The sequence below is a fragment of the Pseudomonas sp. SK3(2021) genome, from assembly GCF_016772375.1.
GTDB classification, from domain to species: domain Bacteria; phylum Pseudomonadota; class Gammaproteobacteria; order Pseudomonadales; family Pseudomonadaceae; genus Aquipseudomonas; species Aquipseudomonas chlororaphis_I.
In genome coordinates, this window is sequence record NZ_CP061943.1 from 3,866,726 (window position 1) to 3,885,671 (window position 18,946).

Consider the following 18,946-nt stretch of genomic DNA (forward strand, 5'->3'; position numbering starts at 1 on the left):
CAACAAGGCTGACCGGATTAGCACTTCACAGTCAGCCTTGTCGTTGGGACAGCTTCAACCCAGGAAATGGCGAATTACCATTGGCCCGAGAAGATGCAGGTCAGTGCTTCGATGCCGCTGAACTTCCACAGCGAGTCGTTACAGTCTCTGGCGAATGCATGGGCGTTCGAGGCGGTGAGGGCCAGGACCACTGCGCTGGCGTATACGATTTTCTTGAATGACATGGTGAATCTCCTTTTTCGAGTCGGCACTTTCTTGTGAGAGCCATCCCCATGAGGATGGTCATCCGCACTATATGCCTGGCCTCAGCAGCAGACGATTAGGGCAGTTGTGCTAATGGCGAATGCGCATCAGCCAGCAGCTGACTGCCGGTGCTTGGGTGGAAATACCCCATGACAAAAGAGCAAATCTGGACCGGATCGCAGGCCTTGAACCATCGCCCCTTGGTGGCTCGACTCTTCTTTATCGATCGATGAAGAGCGAGGAGCGCAGTGGCTGAAGGCAATTCAGCGATAACCGGATGCACATCAAGCATTTCGGAATTGTCCAAACGAATGTCAACTTTGGACGCAGCAACGCGCTCACCTGGACCATCGCACTATGACGTTACGGGTCATTGGCGAACGTCTTCACGTAATAGCGTGCAAAAAATGCGATTTCACCGGTCAATATGCGGATAGTTTGGGTGAATCGACTTTTTCAACAGAATCGGCCAAAAGCAGTCATTCAGAGAAAATTTTTAAGCAAGCGCCGACAAAATTTCAAAAAGCCAGCACCATCCCGCCACTATCCAAATATCCAACCAGTTCCGCATCCCTCCTCTGACGCCGACTCGTACCGCCTCACTGCCATCACGATACGCGATGGCAAGCTCGTAAATGCTTGATATACGCAGCCTTTCCCAGTTCATAAAATCGATAGCATAAAAGCATTCGCACGCAGACCACTTTCGCTGGCACACAAGCCTCTAAAAAGTAATGTAAGACCTATGAGGTATAACCATGAAGACATAACTGCCATCTTCATCGGCGTTGACACTAATGTTGGTTACTTAGCTTATGGCTACCAAGCCGAAACATCAGTCGTCGCTTGCTGTTTTCTCAGCCTGCATAGCGATCATCGTTGCTGGTGCTCGGCTACTCCGCGACTCTGATGCCACTTACGGATGACAAACTCGTATTGAGCACCCAGAGCGTCATCTCTATCGGGTCACAGCAGTGCAGCTGGACCTCTTCACCAGTTGTTTCAGCGGCTACGGCGCCTGGTACTCAGAGTTGCTCTCGAACACCCGCGTCAGTTTTTTGCTTCATTTTAGGGTGTCGGAGGTATCGCCAAGATCAAGCTAGTACCAATCCTGATCCTGCTCATCGGCTTCACCGCCTCCATTTCCCTAGCCTCCGTTTTCTAAGTCAACACCGCCAGCGACAACTAAACATCACACTTCAGAGAGCGCCCCATGAAAAACTTTCGAATCGGCCAAATCGTACCCAGCTCGAACACAACAATGGAAACCGAGGTCCCGGCGATGCTCACCTCGCGTTTCTCACTATTTCCAGAAGAGCGCTTCACCTTCCACTCTTCGCGTATGCGCATGATGCATGTCAGCCCAGAGGAGCTAAAAAAAATGGACATCGATAGCGATCGGTGCGCGCTGGAACTGAGCGATGCAAGGGTTGATGTCATGGCCTATGCGTGCCTGGTGGCGATCATGTGTCAGGGCCCTGGCTATCACAAAGTCTCTCAAGAACGCCTGAGCAAAACCATTGCTGCTAACCGGTCGAACGCTTCGGTACTCAGCTCCGCCGGCGCGCTGATCGACAGCCTGAACATGCTCCACTATAAGAAAATCTCGATCATTACGCCGTACATGAAATCGCTTACCCAGCAGGTCATCGACTACATCGAGGCCGCCGGCATCGAAGTGGTCGACTCCATCAGCCTTGAGGTGTCCGACAACCTTGAGGTAGGTCGTCTGGATCCGATGAATCTGGTGGCCCACGCTGACAAGCTGAATATCGGCCAGGTCGACGGTGTGGTACTGTCGTGTTGTGTGCAAATGCCTTCGCTGCCAGCGATTCAAGTGGTACAGGATCGTCTCGATAAACCTGTACTGTCGGCATCGGTCGCGACGGTGTACCAGATGCTGAAAACTCTCGGCCTGGAAGCCAGGGTATCGAACGCCGGCCATCTATTGTCCGGGGAATTTTGAGCCGATGAAACTGAAGGTACTATGCTGGCCATTCAGATCAGCCATCCGGTACCTCATATGAAACTCGATCCGGTTTCGTTGCGCCTCTTCGTCAGCGTCGTCGAAGAAGGCACCATTGCGGCCGCCGCCAAGCGCGAACATATCGCCGCGGCGGCGGTCAGCAAGCGGCTCAGCGAGTTGGAAGAGCTGCTCGATTCGAAACTGCTTAACCGCACCAACAAGGGCATTACCCCGACCGACGCCGGCCTGTCGCTGTTGTACATGGCTCGCAGCGTGCTCAATAACCTCAATGAAATTGTCGTACAGATGCGCGACTACTCTCACGGGCGCCGTGGTTCGGTGAAAGTTTTGGCAAACATCTCTGCTATCACCCAATTCCTGCCCGGTTTGATCAAGTCCTTCATGGAGCTGTACCCACTTATCAACGTCAGCCTCGAGGAAAAGCCAAGCCTGGCCGTTACAAAAAACGTGGCGGAAAACCAGGCCGATATCGGCATCTTCACGCGCCTGCCCCATGGAGCCGACATTGAGGTTTTCCCCTTTCGCACGGATAGGCTGGTCTTGCTGGTGCCCTATGGCAATCCACTGGCCGAGCACCTATCTGTCAGGTTCAGCGAGACCCTTGAGCACGAATACATCGCTTTGCGCAGCGGCACCCATCTCAATTTTCAACTGATCAAAGCTGCCAACGACTTGGGCCGCTCGCTAAAAATACGCATGGAAGTCTCCAGTTACGATGCACTGTGCCTGATGGTTCAGGCCGGGTTAGGCATTGGCATCATGCCTGCTGGGAGTGCGGAGGTTTACAAAATGGATGGGGCGAAGGTGATCAATCTGGATGAGACGTGGGCCTCCCGCGAACTCAGCGTGTGTGTGAGGTCCCGAGACGCGTTGTCGGTCGCTAGCAGATTGTTCCTGGAACACTTGCTCGAAGGGCAATGAATTTCCCACGTTGGCACCTGACGATCACTCAGAGCACGTCAGGCGCCGTGAGCGGCGGAAGCTTTTCGCACCCGTGTGGGCGGCCGCCTACCTTCCTCCCTTGCTTAAAGCCTGCATCTCAGACGCGAAACCATGGCGGCGACTACTCTCAAGCCTCGAGCGATGCGCCCGACAATTCATAAAGACTGTAAGTATGGATCAAGGGGAGAAAACATTGTCCTGCCCTCCCCTGGGCAAATTGAATGGTGATTTCCGACTTGAGCAAACGAATAGTCGGGCCGACCGATTATTGCCGGGCGACACCTCAGAACTTATACCCGACCCCCAAAGCCAGCATGTGCAACTCCCCGCCGGCCTCGGTTCCCTTGCTGGCCCCTGTCCCTTTGGTGATGTGGCGGAAGTCATACATATAGGACCCGGTTACCTCAATTTCATCATTGACCTTGTACGTCAGGCCCAGATGGGCGCTTTTGGGTTGGTTGCAGGGTGCCACGGCAATCAGCGTCGCTTCTCCATCAGGCACCTGGTGGTTGGCCAGAGACAAACCGGTACGAACCTGCAGGCGCTCGTTGACTTTGTAATTCACCCCGAACCTGAAAATATTCTGGTCCCGCCAGCCAAACCCCGGGCCATTACCGGCACCCGGCGCCCCACCCTGCGTCAGGGAGTTGGAGAACGTCTTTTGGCTGGCCCAATTGATCCAGACGTAGTCAAAGGCAAATGTCCAGTCACCCATGTCATAGGCCAGTCCTGCACCCGCCTGTTGCGGCGCGTTCAAACGCCCGTCGGGGATGATGTCTTCGTGCGCCTCCATTTTCTGGAACCATACGGGGGATGAGTAGGTAACGCCTAACCTGAGTCCTGGCGCGATGGTGCCCAGATAGCCGACTCCCACACCCACTCCGAATGCATGACCCGTGTCATTGGTCGCGCCAAAGTTCTCCAGGCCATGCAGCATCAAGCTTTCATAACCGAGCTTGACCGAAAGCCCAAAGTAGTGACCTGGCGCAAACTCATAGGTGGCTGTCGGAGAGATCAGCATCTGAGCCAGCGTTGATTTGACGTTCGATGTACCAAAGGCCGGAATAGGCTTTCCGTAATCGACCCCGGCGCCATAACCGGAGACTGCAAGCCCGAGTGTGACGTCTGGAAGGTATTGATAATTCACCCCGAAGCCGGGGAGGAACAACAACACATCGTCACTGTTTTTCGAGCCGTGCACATTGGAGCGCAATTGCCCAGCCGTCGCCATCAGGCTGCCGTCGACTCGTGTTCCAACTGCACCCATGCCGGCAGGATTATTGATAGCGACCGTCGAATCAGTGGGGTTGGCAATGGACGCTCCCCCCATACCCATGGCCTGAGCGCCATAACCTGCGTACTGATTACCATTGGAAGCCTCAACCCTGGCCGATAGAACCAACGCACCCGCAAGCACGAGCCCAAACAACTTTTTCATGACCCTGATTCCTTATATTTATTTTAAACAGGTCAGTGTCCACGGCCTTGCGTCGAACAAGCCGAGCCCGCAACACCTGCTTGAGCGCGGGCGCCGTTGGACACGATTTAAGGCTTTAGAACGGGGTAGTTCGGAACGCTGCCCCTGGCAAACACCGTGGTTTATGGGTGCCCGTCGCCGCGGCCCACTGCAACGCGAGTGGTGAAGATCGTGGTTTCGATGTCCCGGGCGACCAAGGCCTCGAAAATGTTCTTGTGATTGCCCTTGATCTTGCTGGCGGACATGAACAGAGTTTTACCGTCCTCACCGCCCAAGGTGCAGGCCACCACTTTATGGCCCGGAATATGGACGCGGTCCGTGACGTTTCCTTCACTATCGATACGCACGTACTGTCCAGCATGCAGTACGCTCAACCAGATGCCTCCCTCGGCGTCGATGGTGATGCCGTCCAGGCAACCATTTTTGTTGGCACGGTCCTCTTCGCTGGCGAAGACTTTGGTCATGTCCAGCAAGACCCGACGATTCACCAATTGCCCATCAACGATGTCGACCGTCGAGAGTTGCTCAATGAAGGTCTCGGCGAACACGATTCGCTTCTTGTCCGGAGTGATCGCGATGCCGTTCGGGAAGTGGCAATCTTCAAGCCCCACCGAAATCCTACGATCGGGCTCTACGACCACGATGCGGCCGGGTTTCAGCCCCTCGCCTTCGAAGACACGAGCGCCAACGTCGTCGACGTAGATGCGTCCGTTGTCATCGATCACCATGTCACCGATGTAACCGGTGAACAGACTGGAAAGATCTGCATACAGCTCAAGGTTGTTGCCAACAGGCGCGTCGGGCAGGTAGCGATACAGTTTGTTCTCGTGCATCGAACTGAGAATGAGGTCGCCATTGGGCAGGAAACCCATGCCATTGGGCTTGTGCGGTTGCTCGGCTATAACGGTCTTGTTACCCGCCGCGTCGATGGTGTAGACCTTCTTACCAATCATGTCGGAGATGTACAACTTGCCCGCTCTCCAGTGTGTGCCTTCACCGTAAAACAGACCACTGGCCAACTTTTCCACTTTGTATTCTTTTTGTTGTGAGGACATGTCGCATACCACCCATTGTTGTTAGAGATTTTTCAGGCTCATCATGCAGGTCCACGCCGTCTTTCATGCACGCACAACCCCGCATTGAAGCGATCCAACGACCCTGCAGGTCAGACGATTTTGACCAGCCCCTGTTGCCCCTTCGCCACCGACACGCATCGATACCACGGCATGCCGCGTCTTTCGCGGATGGCCTTCTATCATCAGGTGTCCGAACTGAGGCGCACCGGAGTTAGCGCAAGCAGTTCGCAAGGGCAAACACGGACGTTTATGGACGCCCTTCGCCACGGCCCACTGCAACGCGAGTGGTAAAGATCGTGGTTTCAACATCCAGGGCGACCATGGCCTCGAAAATGTTCTTGTGATTGCCCTTGAGCTTGGTGACAGACATGAACAGAGTTTTACCGTCCTCACCGCCCAGGGTGCAGGCCACCACTTCATGGCCCGGAACATGAACGCGGTCCGTGACGTTCCCTTCACTATCGACGCGCACGTACTGTCCAGAACGCAAAGCGCTCACCCAGATACCTCCCTCGGCGTCTATGGCAATGCCGTCCACGCAACCACGTTTTTGGGCACGATCCTCTTCACTGGCGAAAATTTTGGTCATGTCCAGGAAGACCCGACGGTTCACCAGCTTTCCGTCGACAATATCGACCGTCGTAAGCTGCTCGATGAAGGTCTCGGCGAACACGATTCGCTTCTTGTCCGGCGTGATCACGATGCCGTTCGGAAAGTGGCAGTCCTCAAGCCCCACCGAAATCGTACGATCAGGCTCTACGACCACGATACGGCCGGGTTTCAACGCCTCACCGTCGAAGACACGAGCGCCGACGTCGTCGACGTAGATGCGTCCGTTGTCATCGATCACCATGTCACCGATGTAGCCGGTGAACAGGCTGGAAAGGTCTGCGTACAACTCAAGGTTATTGCCAACAGGCGCGTCGGGCAGGTAGCGATACAGTTTGGTCTCGTGCATCGAACTGAGAATGAGGTCGCCATTGGGCAGGAAACCCATGCCATTGGGTTTATGCGGCTGCTCGGCGATTACGGTCTTGTTGCCCGCCGCGTCGATGGTGTAGACCTTCTTGCCGAGCATGTCGGAGACGTACAACTTACCTCCTCTCCAGCGAGTGCCTTCACCGAAGAAAAAACCGCTGGCCAGCTTTTCCACTTTGTATTCTTTTTGTTGTGAGGACATGTCGCATACCACCTTTTGTTGTTAGAGGTTGCTTTCAGGTTCGCCATGCATGTGCATAGCGTCTTTCATGCACGCAAAATTCCACATTGAAGCGATCCAACGACCTACAGGTCAGAGGATTTCGATCATTAGATGAATGACATGACACGCACCGGCATTAACTGTGGTTTATGGGTTCTCGTCATCACGGCCCACCGCAACGCGAGTGGTAAAGATCGTGGCTTCGATATCCCGGGCGACCAAGGCCTCGAAAATGTTCTTGTGATTGCCCTTGATCTTGCTGGCGGACATGAACAGGGTTTTACCGTCCTCACCGCCCAGGGTGCAGGCCACCACTTTGTGGCCTGGAACATGAATGCGGTCCGTGACATTTCCTTCGCTATCGATACGCATGTACTGCTCAGCATGCAGAACGCTCAGCCAGATGCCTCCTTCGGCGTCGATGGTGATGCCTTCCACACAACCACGTTTTTGTGCACGTTCCTCTTCGCTGGCGAAGACTTTGGTCATGTCCAGCAAGACCCGACGATTCACCAATTGCCCATCAACGATGTCGACCGTCGAGAGTTGCTCAATGAAGGTCTCGGCGAACACGATTCGCTTCTTGTCCGGAGTGATCGCGATGCCGTTCGGGAAGTGGCAATCTTCAAGCCCCACCGAAATCCTACGATCGGGCTCTACGACCACGATGCGGCCGGGTTTCAGCCCCTCGCCTTCGAAGACACGAGCGCCAACATCGTCGACGTAGATGCGTCCGTTGTCATCGATCACCATGTCACCGATGTAACCGGTGAACAGATTGGAAAGATCTGCATACAGCTCAAGGTTGTTGCCAACAGGCGCGTCGGGCAGGTAGCGATACAGTTTGTTCTCGTGCATCGAACTGAGAATGAGGTCGCCATTGGGCAGGAACCCCATGCCATTGGGCTTGTGCGGCTGCTCGGCTATAACGGTCTTGTTACCCGCCGCGTCGATGGCGTAGACCCTCTTGCCAATCATGTCGGAGACGTACAACTTACCCGCTCTCCAACGAGTGCTTTTGCCGTGGAACAGACCATTGGCCAGCGTTTCCACTTTGTATTCTTTTTGTTGTGAGGCCATGACACATACAACCTTTGTAGTTAGAGATTGTTTTCAGGTTCACCCGCTTAAAGGTGTCCTTCACACACGCAAAAATCCGCTTTGAAACAACTCACCACCTCGACAGGTCAGACGATTTCGAGCAGTCCGGCAGCCCCCATCCCACCGCCGACGCACATCGACACCACGGCATACCGCGCCTTTCGCCGCTTGCCTTCCATCAACAGATGTCCAACCTGGCGCGCACCCGTCATGCCATAAGGGTGCCCGATGGAAATGGCCCCACCGTTCACGTTGCAGATGTCAGGATCAATGCCCAGCCGTTGCTGGCAATAGAGGGCCTGGCAGGCGAATGCCTCGTTAAGCTCCCAGAGATCGATGTCCTGCACTCGCAACCCGTGTTGCTTGAGCAGCCGGGGGATAGCGAAAAGAGGGCCGATGCCCATCTCCTCCGGGGCAAGGCCGGCCACCGCCATGCCTCGAAAAATCCCTAGGGGAGTCACGCCTCGTTGCCCTGCACTGACGCCGTCCATCAGCACACAGGCACTGGCGCCATCCGACAATTGACTGGCATTGCCCGCCGTGACGCTGCCACCGGCGATTACCGGAGCAAGACGCGCGAGACTGTCGAGCGTGGTATCAGGCCGGTTGCCTTCATCTCGCTCCAGCAAAACCGCCTGCACGTAGGAAGCCCCTGACTCCTTGTCGACGATGCGTTGCAACGCACTGATCGGCACTACCTCTTCGCGCATACGACCCTGCGCCTGAGCGAAGGCCGTACGCTGCTGCGAAGTGAAGGCATATTGGTCCTGCGCCTCACGGGAAATACCGTACTTGAGCGCCACGTATTCAGCCGTTTGCAGCATGGGCATGTAGGCATGAGGCACCGCTTGCAAGACCGCTGGGTCCTGTTCGTCAGCGACCCATCGGAAGTACTGTTGCTGCACGGCAGAGATGTTTTCCTGCCCTCCCGCCGCAACGACCTGCATGCCATCGTGGACAATTTGCCTGGCTGCCGTTGCGATCGCCATGAGCCCTGATGAGCACTGGCGGTCGAGCGTCATCCCGCTTACCGAGAGCGGCAGCCCCGCAGCGAACGCGGCGTTACGGGCCAGATTCGATCCGGCAGTGCCCGCGGCCAGAACAGTACCGATCACCACATCTTCTATTAGTGCCGGATCGATACCCGCCCGCTCCACCGCGTGACGCAGGGCGTGCCCCAACAACGTCGGCGACTTTATGTTGTTGAGTGAGCCTCTTGTCGCCTTGCCAATAGGCGTCCGCGCGGTGGAAACAATAATCGCTTCACGCATGATCGCCTCCTGTCACTGCCCTCTGGTGTTCCAGCAGGACCTCGCGCAATGCCTGGGGTAGCGGCAAGCTACGCATTTCCTGAGGCGCTACGCAGATGGGTGAAAAAACGCCCTCGAACGCTATTTGACCATCAGGCAAGAATGCGTCCGCGTGCAGGTCGAAGGTCCTTTCGCGGATCTCTCCGACTTCTATACAAATGTTCACTATGGAGCCCGGGGGCAGACTCTTGTGAAACGTCAAAGACATGTGCTTGCAGGCCAGACCGCCTTGGCCCTCGCGTTTTGCTTCGGGCCCCCAGCCTATGCGTCCATAGAAATGCATCACTGCGCCAATCAGGTAATCGGTGAAGCGGCCGGTGTAAGTAACTCCGGCCGGATCACAGTCAACCCAACGCACTGTGCGCCGTACCGTGAACGGTTGTTGGGCGACGACGAACTCGATGCTCTCGTTCATTGCGCACTTCCCGTCCGCCCCAGGCGAACCATGAGCTCGGGATACTGCTCGCGCAGACGCTCGTCATTCACCCGCCCAGTGCGAGTCATGAACTGATAGACGAATTCCTCAGGCGAGTAATTATCCATCCACTGCCCCATACGCTCGTACCAGAGGTAGGAACGCTCGGAGGCGCTGATAAGCTTCTGCTTGCTGGGTCGGTGCGTACTTTCGTAGGCGGCAAGCCCTGCCAGAGCATCGCCGTTACTCGCCAGAAGAGCGTTGGCCAATGCAATGGAATCGTTCATCGCAATTCGAGTGCCCGAGCCAATGGAGAAATGCGCACTGGCCAATGCATCGCCTACCAGTACATATCGCCCATGGGTCCAGTGAGCGTTACGAATAACAGGGAACTGGCGCCAGACGACCCGAGCGTTGCCGCTGATCAACGGCGCACCCTCGAGCTCGGGGGCGAAGATTCTCTCCATCAGTGCCTGACGCTGCTCTTCACTCAGACTGCCAAGCTTCAGGCGGTTCCAGGTTGCATCGTCACACTCGGCGACAAACGTGCTCATTTCATCGCTGTAGGCGTAGTAATGCGCAACGAAGTGGCTATCTTCGTACTTTCGAAACACCAGTGCCGAAGACTCGAAGACTTTTTTCGTACCGTACCAGGCAAAATGATTGCCCAATGTGCTGCTCGTGGTCCCGAAATCCTGCTCGAACTCTCGACGGATCACCGAGTTGATCCCATCGGCGCCTACCACGACGTCGGCATCCTGCAGCCCCACTCGGGCCAGATCCTCAACGCTGTCGATGCGTTCGCGATAATGCACTACCACGCCAACCTGCTCTGCATGCTGCTCAAGTATCTGCAACAGCGTGAGTCGAGGAATTGCACCGCCTTTGACCGGCAAGCGAAAACCGATCGGCGTTTCTGCCTGCACGATGATCTGATGCTGGTGCTGCTTGGTGGCCTCGCAAAGTGCTTGATAAGAACCGGCATCCGCCTCGCGCAGCTGTTGCAGGCCCGTGTCCGCCAGCACGACGCCGAAGCCGAACGTTGCATCTTCGGGGTTCTGCTCGATAACCTCTACATCCCATCGCGGCTCACTACGTTTGAGCAACAAAGCCAGGTAAAGGCCTGAAGGACCGCCACCCACGATCGCTACTTTCATTGCTGCGCCCCCCGGCTGATCTGCAGCCGATAGCGATCAAACTCGGTGACCTCGCCGACGAAGCCACCGGTCAACGCGGCGTTCCACAACGCTGGGACAAAACCCAACTTCTTGCGTTCAAACACCAGTGCATCTTTGGCGGTGATCTTCCAATAGCCGTTGTTCAAATTCTCGAGGCGGTACTCCGGTGTCTGCTCGGCAGCGCCCACCAGAGGTTGAAACTCAGGAGCATCGAGAACGAATAGCACGACTTCGTCCATATTGTCCGGGGCAATACCACGCGCCTTGTCGAGCCATACCTGATCGATTTGGGTGAAAGATGTACCACCCGAAAGGTCCACATCTTCCATCGCCATAGCCGCTTCGAGGGTGCGGGTTGCATCTTCCGCATCAAGCGCGTTCATCGGTCGTTCCTGAATGGTGATTTCCAGGTAGTAACCGTTCGGGTCATTGAAATAGATCGACTCGATCAACTCGTGACGAATCTGAAAGATCAGCGGGATGCCCTGGCTTTCAAGGCGATCACGCCATTCAAGCAATTCCTCGCGAGTTTCCACACGCCAAGCCGTATGGGTTGCCTCGTAGCGGTAGTCGTTTACCGGCTGGGTGAAGTCGGGCTGTTCGGTGTTGATGTAGTAGAAAAACGCGATGGTGCTGTGATTGCCGCTGTCGAAAAAGAAGTGCAGGAAATCCGGATGATTGGCGGGCCCCCAGGCACGTGCCGAGATGGCATGTACCAGAGGCAGGCCCAGCTTGTCCCGATAGAATTCCACCGTCTCACGCAGCTTCCAGGTTGGCCTGGCGCTATGGTGAACACCTTTGAGTACGGGCTGTTTTACAGTCATGTGAACTACTCCTCTGAACAGCGTTTCAATTTGCTTGTTGAGCCCGTTCGCGCTCGACGTTTTCTTTAACGATCTCGCGAAGCTTCTCTTTGCTCAGCTTTCCGGAAGCACTCAGGGGGAATGAAGCAAGCACCTCGATACGTTCCGGCCACTTGAACTTGGCCAGCCCGTAGTCCAGGAGAAACTCGCCCAACTGCGCGACCGTGGGAGCCATGAAGCCATCGCGCAAGACAATCGCTACGCACAAGCGCTCGTCGAAAACCGGATCCGGATAACCCACGGCAGCAATGGCAGCGACCGCTGGATGACCAGACACGGCCATTTCAACTTCTTCGCAGTTGATCTTTTCGCCACCGCGACTGATCAGATCCTTGAGGCGACCGCAGAAGACGTAGTAAGTCTTGCCGTCGATAACCTTGGTGTACATGAGGTCCCCGGAGCGGTAGTACCCGTCGCTGGTGAAGGTTTCGCGATTGCGCTCTTCGGCGTTGTAGTAGCCGTGGATGGTGTAGGGGCCCTTGAACACCGGTTCTCCAATCTCCCCCGGCTTGGCGTCCTGCTCGGTACCTGGAACAAGAATGCGGATTTCGTCGAACTCCGATACCGGACGACCGTTGGTGGTGTCGTGCGCTTCGTCGGCGTCATCCTTGTGAGTGAGAGTGATCACGCCTTCGGTGATACCGAAGATGTTGTGCGTACGTACGCCCAACAGCTTCTGCAACTTGGCGGCACTGTTGGCCACTATCACGCCACGAGCGTTTGACAGGTTGACGCGTCCTTCGTGGATCGCAGATTCGAGACGCGCGATGATTGGCCCGCCCAGCATCAACCAGGTCGGCTTAGTTGTGGCAATCAGCGAGATGAGTGTCTCAGGCATAAGATCAGGAGTGACGGTGACCGTACCCCCGGTCATCAAGAACGGACCGAAGCAGCATCCCATGTTGAGGTTATGGACCATGGGTTGCGGCATGAACAAAGTGTCGTCCGGCTTGAAGCCCAGCCATTTGGCCACGCAGCGCATGTTGTAAAGGTATTCGTTGTGGAAGCGCGGAATGATCTTCGGCACGCCGGTGGTGCCACCAGACAACTGGAAGACGGCGACCTGGAAAGGATCCAACTGGACGTGTTGCAACAGGGACTCGGCTTCGGTCAGATCAATATCGGCAATTAGCGAATCCTGCTGCAGAATGCCGTCTTGCGGTTCACCACGAGCCTGCATGATCAGGTTCAAAGAGGGGCTCAGCTCCTGCATCTTGCGGGCGAAAGCGACGCTGTCGAATTTCGGGTCGTCTCCTTGAACGATGTGCAGCTTGGCCTCGCCCAGTTCGGCCAGGTAGCCGATTTCGCGCTCACGGTGAGCAGCCATCGTACAGATTGGAATCAGCCCGGCCTTGAGGCAGGCAAAAAAGGCAATTACCAGTTGTTCGCTATCGCGCAACTGGAAAATGACGCGGTCCAGAGGCCTCAGGCCCTGCTTGATGAATGCCGCAGCGAGGCGAGTGGAGAGTCCGTCGAGTTCACGATAAGTAATTCGTAGGTCCGGCCCCAGCAGAGCGACATTGTCGGGGTATTGACGAACAACTGAACCTAACCCGTCTACGAGAGTTTCGAAGCCAAGGGCACCCTGCGCAACGTAACGATCCAGTTCGCTTTGCTTCGGATAGACGACCCCGGAGATCGGCGCCGCGACGTGATTCATTCTTTCGTTATTACCAGAGCTCAAAGTGGCAGCGGTTTCATTTTTTGTAATTGTCATGATTGAACGCTCTTCTTGTATTAAAAATTGTCCTGAAGCCAACGTCCCAGGTGCTTACCGGCGAGGGTCTGGCCTGATATCTCACCGTCGTCCAGTGCCTGGCCATGGTGGTTGCCGCGCACGCGATGCCGCTCTTTGCGGGAGGCCGGTATTGCCTCGTAAATTGTGTCCGCATCCATCGGGAACACGCAGTTGTCCCCGGTGTATTCGATAAGCAAGGTCGGTTGCTCGATGGCAGGGGCACACTTGCCGAGCGAAGCGTTCGATGAAAGGCCCGACCACGTCGACAGCCACGACTCTGGAGTAACAATTCGTCCGAAGCCGACACTGCCCAGATTGGACACAAAAGGTTCGCTACCCCACAGCGAACCCACGAAGCGGTCGGAAGGATCGAGTGAGGTGTCCCAGCAGCGAAGGTCCGCATCCGTACGCCACACCTGAAAAATAGGGCTATGCCCTGCCAAAGCCCTATCGTCTTTGGCTCCTGTCGATTTCAAGCGAATGCGAGCAGCCTGGCGCCGCTCTACCAGTGCCCTGGCATGCGCATCGATGCGCGCAACACGCTGACGCTGCGCTGCCCGGTAGCGGTCGATGAACTCCGCGTTGTAGCTCGCCGAATCGGGTGGCAGGCGAAACCCGTTCGCTACACTGAATGGGTCCAATGCCGGGTCGACTGAGAACGGATCGAGCTCGTCAACCACTGAAGGATCAAGCGCATTCATCAGCAAAACGCCCTGCCCAGGGTGGGGTGATACCAAGGCGATACCGTCGGCCACCGGAAAATCTGCCACTTCGAACTTAGTCGCACGCCCGGCAGGTGTTTTGCCGAGACGTTTTTCTGGTGTAAGCACCGATTGCTGATTGTAAAAAGCGAACAGGCCGGCACCACCGGAATTGCCTAACAGCACGATAGTCTCGAAGCCCAGCGCTCGTAGGTGGCGCATTCCGGCAGCTACGTCATAAAGCGCGAACTCATGCTCAAGTCGCAGATCGTTGCCAATGGATCTGGCTCCTTGCACCCAGCATGCCCAGCCCGCATCCAGAGCATCCGGAACCAGGTAGTGGGTCACCACCAGCTCCCGGGGATGCATGATAAAGACAACCTTGCGCTCAGCGCCTCTGGAAAACAGCACGCCCAAAGCCCCTTGCCCGTCCTGCGTCGTGAGTGGAGTGGGTATAGAGCTGAAAGGCGTGGTCATGCGCTCCGCTTGCCAGGATGCGCCGCGCAAACCTGCCGTTACCGCGACTTTCTTGTTATTGGGATTAGGCGCCATGTGCCCTCCTGCAGGATCCCAAGGGATCGTCAAGTCGTTTTTTTGAGATAGCCTCAATTAACCTGGAGCAAAGATAAGTCACAATCTGAGAGGGTGTCAATTAATCGCATGAAAATATTTAGGAACCTGGCAAACCCGACATGAACTGCCGATGTCTGGTGTGCCCAATGGCATAAACCTCACCAGATTCAACATTTGGGTTCAGCTCGGATCGATGCTCGCACTCACCCGATGACTGCGTTTTTAGGTTTAGAAAACCCAACTGCAGGTGATAATCTGAGGCGGTATCAATTAAGCCCAAGGAAAGTTCGGATGTCTGAGAAAAATAAAACCGCTTCCACAGTCAAGGCGGCACCGACCAAGAGAGTCGGACGTCGCCCCAAAAGCGGTCAGGATGTCTCCCGGGACGCGATGATCCAGTGCGCCATCAACATTGCCCGGACCGAAACCCTGACCGAGGTCAGTATGGTCAGAATCGGCAAGGAACTGGGGGTGGCCGCGGGCATGGTTCACTATCATCTGGGCAGCCGGGATGAACTGATCAGCTCAGTTATCAACGCCGCTTTCAAGGAACGTCTGGAGCGACTGCCCTTGCCGACCGGCCAGTGGCGAACGGACCTTGAACAGTTCGCCCTTTCCTCGCTGGAAACAATGGGACGCTGGCCGGGCTTGGCAACCTATATCCTCACGGAAAACAAATTCAGGCTGTTCCAGCGGGTACAGCCAGGCGAAGTGGATTACGGTCTGGCGTATTTCGACCACATGGGCAGAATCCTCAAAACCATGGGACTGCCAGGTCCAATGGCCGCCATGGTTTACCACCTGTTGCTGCTGTTCGTCTCGGTCATCGCCGCCGAAAAAGAGAACCGGCAATCGCCGTACACCCACGGCGACTTCATCAGTGGATATGTCGCAAAATTCCCCGAGGAAAGCTTTCCAGGCGCAAGCTATCTTGCCGCTCCGTTCGCGGCGCTCGACAGTCCGGCTGCCTACGACGCAGGTATCGCGATCCTGTTGGACGGCTTCGAGAAATGGATTGGCCTGCCCGCCGACGCGTGACAACATCCTTCCGTGTCGACAAGTAGAAATTTCACTGCATGGAGCTTGCTCTAAATCAACGCTAGCGAATCTACGATGTACTTTTTTAGCATCGCCCTTGCCAAACGAAGGATCGAGATCATTGGTGAGCTCAAAGTCGTAATCGATCGAATCATGGCGCGAAAGACTGGACACAAAATCAAATCAACACGCCTGGTGGTAATCGATTCTGGACAGCCGATGACGACGAGCATGCTCAGAAAAAGGTTTGATGACGCCAGAGAGGCAGCCGGGATCCCGAAAGCAGAATTTCAGATGCGGGACTTACGAGCAAAAGCGGCAACGGACAAAGAGGAGTCAACAGGGAGCATCCGCGAAGCTCGGGACCAGTTGGGACATACAACCGTCGGGATGACAGAGCAGTACATCCGAATGCGAAAGGGCATGAAGGTAACCCCTACTAAGTGACAGATGGTCGCGAATTGCGGACCAACTCCAAAATAGCGGACCAGAAACAAACAAGGGTTTGCATCAGCTTTCGCCCGCAAACCCTTGATTTTAGATGGTGCCCGAAGCCGGAATCGAACCGGCACGCCCTTACGAGCGGGGGATTTTAAGTCCCATGCGTCTACCAGTTTCGCCATTCGGGCGGTAGCGCGGTGTTGCAATCTGTAAGGCTCGAATTGCTTGAGCCGTTTCAGCGCCTTGCGGCAAGGGGGTGAAATATATACATCCCCTACCCTTGAAGCAAGTTCGTTGGCGTCAAATTCAAGACTGGATGTCGAGTGCGACCACAGATGAAAAGGCTCCATAAATCATCGATCTACAGAGCTATTTTTATAAAGGGGAGCAACTGCCAGAGCCGAACCGGCGCAGATAGAACTGCATTCCACTGATAAAACCAGACATTTCAACAGGTTACCACAGCAAAACCAGCGTAACCATCTGATTTTAAAAGGCTTGCAGCTTGCCGATCAGGTGACGCGGGCCCCGCCTAAGTCCCGCCTCCAACGCCCTCCACAGCGCGCGCATAAGCCACCGTCGCCACCTCTATCAGGGTCTTGCGTTCTTCCCCGTCGATAATTCCCTTCGCCCGAACGTTGTCGACGAGCCGCAGCAGTTCATCGTACTGCTCCTGAGCATTCATCCGGACTTCGGGATTCGTCAGCAAATCATGGAAGGCGGAAAACGCCTGCACCTTAGCGTCATCGTACATGGCCGATTCTCCAGGGGGGTGTACTCGGTAGAGAGCGCAATGTCTCAATGGGTTCGTCGTGCACGACGTACGGTGCAACCCCACTGACTTGGGGGATCGGGAGATGGCTGAACCCATGGGCCAGCAGAGTCGAAGAGACAGGCCGAGAACGCAACATCTGCGGCAGCTTCAATCTGAATGGTGCCCACCCTGACCAGCTGTTGGCCGTTCAGCAATCCATCGTAAACACACCTGGCCGGGCAAGCGCGACCACTCTATCCAGAGCGGTCGCTCATGTCTCGAAGACAATTCTGAAGAAACCTGAACGGTTTGAGGGTGCTTTCTTGCAACCAATAAAAAACCCCGTAGACCATTGATCTACGGGGTTTTCAGTTTGGAGGCCGAGGTCGGAATCGAACCGGCGTAGGCGGATTTGCAATCCGCTGCATAACCATTTTGCTACTCGGCCAAACTTTCGATGCGTTACAACCACATCAAAGGTACAACTCGAAGCCGGAAAGCCAATCTTGACCTTAGTCTTGATCCACCTTCCAACCCTTTGAATTCTAAGGGGTTTTTCGCGTTCCCGAATCAGGAATGGACGCAATTCTGGACTTGTTCGCAGGGCATGTCAAGAACGGGGATGAAATAATTCAACATCTTAGTCGCCGTCGCCGCTGCCTTTCAGGCAAGAGGTGTGCCGGCATGGAAGGCCGCGATATGCCGCCACATCTCGCCGGGGTTGGAATACATGGGAACGTGCCCGTTAGCCGGGATTTCCGCCCGCCACACGCCCTTGGCCTGGATGTGCGGCAAATAGGACAGCTGGGCATCCTGCTCGCCGTACATGAACAGCCGCAGGCCCCAGGTCGAGAAACTTGTCCATCAGCTCGCCATGGTCCCAGAGCCGGACCATGGACTCGAATCTACTTGCACAGCCACGTTGAATGCTCCTTTGACGAAGGGACGAGCCGCAGCAGCGCTCACAACGAACTGACGATGAACTCGCGCAGCCATTGGTGGGCCGGGTCGCGGTGGCAGCGCTCGTGCCAGAGCATGGCCATTTCATAACCCGGGACTGCCAGCGGCGGCTCGACCACCTTCAGCGCCGGGTTGTCGCGCACCAGGCGCGAAGGCAGCATCGCCACCAGGTCGGTGCTCGCCAGCGCCGAGAGGACAAACAGGAAGTGCGGGACCGACAGCACCACCCGGCGGGTCAGGCCCACCTCCCCCAGCGCGCTGTCGGTGACACCGTGAAAACCGCCGCCATCGGGCGACACCACAACGTGCTCCAGCTTGCCGAACTGCGCCAGGCTCGGGCGCCGTTGCAGGCGTGGATGGCCCGCGCGGCCCACCAGCACATAGCGCTCGCTGAACAGCAGGCGGCGGCGCAGCCCCGGCGGCGAATCCTCGCGGGTATGCAGGGCCAGGTCGATGCTGCCCTGCTCGGCCTGCCGCACCAGACGTCCAGGTTCCAGCTCGAGCACCGCCAGCCGGGTGCCGGGAGCCGCCGCCCGCAAGCCGGCCAGCGCCGGCAGGATCACCGTCGACTCGCCATAGTCGGACGCCGACACGTTCCAGGTATTGACCGCCGCGCCCGGGTCGAACGGGCTGGCCGGCGACACCGCCAGCTCCAACGCCTCCAGCGCCCGGCGCAACGGCTCGCGCAGTTCGTCGGCCCTGGCGGTGGGCCGCATGCCCCGCGGCCCCGGCAGCAGCAACGGATCGCCGAAGATCTCCCGCAGCTTGGCCAAATGCACGCTGACCGAGGGTTGCGACAGGTTCAGGCGTTGCGCCGCACGGGTCACGTTGTGCTCCGCCAGCAGCACATCCAGGGTCAGCAGCAGGTTGATGTCCAAGCGTCTTAAATTATTCATGACAATACCTGTAATATTGGATATTCATTTCCAATATACCTGGCAACGGTCG

At 56.2% G+C, this 18,946-nt stretch carries 18 protein-coding genes, 2 tRNA genes and 1 pseudogene; 4 read left to right on the plus strand and 17 right to left on the minus strand.

The features are described from left to right. Positions 1 to 74 precede the first annotated feature (74 nt). Complete coding sequence (locus tag IF690_RS17115) at positions 75 to 224, minus strand: hypothetical protein (protein WP_007921689.1); 150 nt, start codon at positions 222 to 224, stop codon at positions 75 to 77. Positions 225 to 319: 95 nt separating this feature from the next. Beyond that, entirely contained in the window at positions 320 to 550 is a 231-nt protein-coding gene (locus tag IF690_RS17120; RefSeq protein WP_202696616.1) for a hypothetical protein, read from the minus strand. Positions 551 to 1,456: 906 nt separating this feature from the next. On the opposite strand from IF690_RS17120, the gene IF690_RS17125 reads away from it, so the two are divergent. Both IF690_RS17125 and IF690_RS17130 read left to right on the plus strand, forming a co-directional pair. Then, complete coding sequence (locus IF690_RS17125) at positions 1,457 to 2,209, plus strand: maleate cis-trans isomerase family protein (RefSeq protein ID WP_286673824.1); 753 nt, start codon at positions 1,457 to 1,459, stop codon at positions 2,207 to 2,209. A 21-nt stretch (positions 2,210 to 2,230) separates the two neighbouring features. Then, complete coding sequence (locus tag IF690_RS17130; protein ID WP_202696617.1) at positions 2,231 to 3,151, plus strand: LysR family transcriptional regulator; 921 nt, start codon at positions 2,231 to 2,233, stop codon at positions 3,149 to 3,151. 304 nt (positions 3,152 to 3,455) lie between these two features. Here IF690_RS17130 and IF690_RS17135 read toward each other — a convergent pair whose 3' ends face one another. The 10 genes from IF690_RS17135 to IF690_RS17180 all read right to left on the minus strand — a co-directional run bounded on the left by IF690_RS17135 (position 3,456) and on the right by IF690_RS17180 (position 14,784). Further along, positions 3,456 to 4,610, minus strand: a complete 1,155-nt coding sequence (locus IF690_RS17135) for an OmpP1/FadL family transporter (RefSeq protein ID WP_202696618.1) — start codon at positions 4,608 to 4,610, stop codon at positions 3,456 to 3,458. Between the two features lie 161 nt (positions 4,611 to 4,771). Then, a complete protein-coding gene (locus IF690_RS17140) occupies positions 4,772 to 5,704 on the minus strand; it encodes an SMP-30/gluconolactonase/LRE family protein (RefSeq protein ID WP_202696619.1) in 933 nt (310 codons plus the stop codon). Positions 5,705 to 5,972: 268 nt separating this feature from the next. Then, positions 5,973 to 6,905 (minus strand): SMP-30/gluconolactonase/LRE family protein, encoded by a 933-nt coding sequence (locus IF690_RS17145; RefSeq protein ID WP_202696620.1) that lies wholly within the window; start codon positions 6,903 to 6,905, stop codon positions 5,973 to 5,975. Between the two features lie 168 nt (positions 6,906 to 7,073). Next, the gene (locus IF690_RS17150; protein ID WP_202696621.1) at positions 7,074 to 8,006 is read right to left on the minus strand and encodes an SMP-30/gluconolactonase/LRE family protein; all 933 of its coding nucleotides are present in this window, start codon (positions 8,004 to 8,006) and stop codon (positions 7,074 to 7,076) included. 107 nt (positions 8,007 to 8,113) lie between these two features. Beyond that, complete coding sequence (locus tag IF690_RS17155) at positions 8,114 to 9,298, minus strand: acetyl-CoA C-acyltransferase (RefSeq protein WP_202696622.1); 1,185 nt, start codon at positions 9,296 to 9,298, stop codon at positions 8,114 to 8,116. Next, positions 9,291 to 9,752, minus strand: a complete 462-nt coding sequence (locus IF690_RS17160) for an acyl-CoA thioesterase (protein WP_202696623.1) — start codon at positions 9,750 to 9,752, stop codon at positions 9,291 to 9,293. The genes IF690_RS17155 and IF690_RS17160 overlap by 8 nt, the downstream gene beginning before the upstream one ends. Further along, the gene (locus tag IF690_RS17165; protein WP_202696624.1) at positions 9,749 to 10,909 is read right to left on the minus strand and encodes an FAD-dependent monooxygenase; all 1,161 of its coding nucleotides are present in this window, start codon (positions 10,907 to 10,909) and stop codon (positions 9,749 to 9,751) included. Before IF690_RS17165 ends, IF690_RS17160 begins: the two co-directional genes overlap by 4 nt. Continuing rightward, entirely contained in the window at positions 10,906 to 11,754 is an 849-nt protein-coding gene (locus IF690_RS17170) for a VOC family protein (RefSeq protein WP_202696625.1), read from the minus strand. Before IF690_RS17170 ends, IF690_RS17165 begins: the two co-directional genes overlap by 4 nt. A 25-nt stretch (positions 11,755 to 11,779) precedes the next feature. Beyond that, the gene (locus tag IF690_RS17175) at positions 11,780 to 13,510 is read right to left on the minus strand and encodes an AMP-binding protein (protein WP_202696626.1); all 1,731 of its coding nucleotides are present in this window, start codon (positions 13,508 to 13,510) and stop codon (positions 11,780 to 11,782) included. Between the two features lie 20 nt (positions 13,511 to 13,530). Beyond that, on the minus strand, positions 13,531 to 14,784 hold the full coding sequence (locus tag IF690_RS17180) for an alpha/beta hydrolase (protein WP_202696627.1): 1,254 nt from the start codon (positions 14,782 to 14,784) through the stop codon (positions 13,531 to 13,533). Positions 14,785 to 15,096: 312 nt separating this feature from the next. On the opposite strand from IF690_RS17180, the gene IF690_RS17185 reads away from it, so the two are divergent. Then, a complete protein-coding gene (locus IF690_RS17185) occupies positions 15,097 to 15,843 on the plus strand; it encodes a TetR/AcrR family transcriptional regulator (protein ID WP_202696628.1) in 747 nt (248 codons plus the stop codon). A 99-nt stretch (positions 15,844 to 15,942) separates the two neighbouring features. After that, a pseudogene (locus tag IF690_RS17190) lies at positions 15,943 to 16,290 on the plus strand (tyrosine-type recombinase/integrase); the annotation flags it as partial. A gap of 95 nt (positions 16,291 to 16,385) precedes the next feature. Here the strand turns inward: IF690_RS17190 and IF690_RS17195 are convergent. The 5 genes from IF690_RS17195 to IF690_RS17215 all read right to left on the minus strand — a co-directional run bounded on the left by IF690_RS17195 (position 16,386) and on the right by IF690_RS17215 (position 18,894). Further along, a tRNA-Leu gene (locus tag IF690_RS17195) sits at positions 16,386 to 16,472 on the minus strand. Between the two features lie 344 nt (positions 16,473 to 16,816). Further along, complete coding sequence (locus IF690_RS17200) at positions 16,817 to 17,038, minus strand: hypothetical protein (RefSeq protein WP_202696629.1); 222 nt, start codon at positions 17,036 to 17,038, stop codon at positions 16,817 to 16,819. Between the two features lie 374 nt (positions 17,039 to 17,412). After that, a tRNA-Cys gene (locus IF690_RS17205) sits at positions 17,413 to 17,486 on the minus strand. 215 nt (positions 17,487 to 17,701) lie between these two features. Further along, a complete protein-coding gene (locus IF690_RS17210; protein ID WP_202696630.1) occupies positions 17,702 to 17,866 on the minus strand; it encodes a hypothetical protein in 165 nt (54 codons plus the stop codon). Between the two features lie 134 nt (positions 17,867 to 18,000). After that, complete coding sequence (locus tag IF690_RS17215; protein WP_202696631.1) at positions 18,001 to 18,894, minus strand: LysR family transcriptional regulator; 894 nt, start codon at positions 18,892 to 18,894, stop codon at positions 18,001 to 18,003. Positions 18,895 to 18,946: the final 52 nt, after the last annotated feature.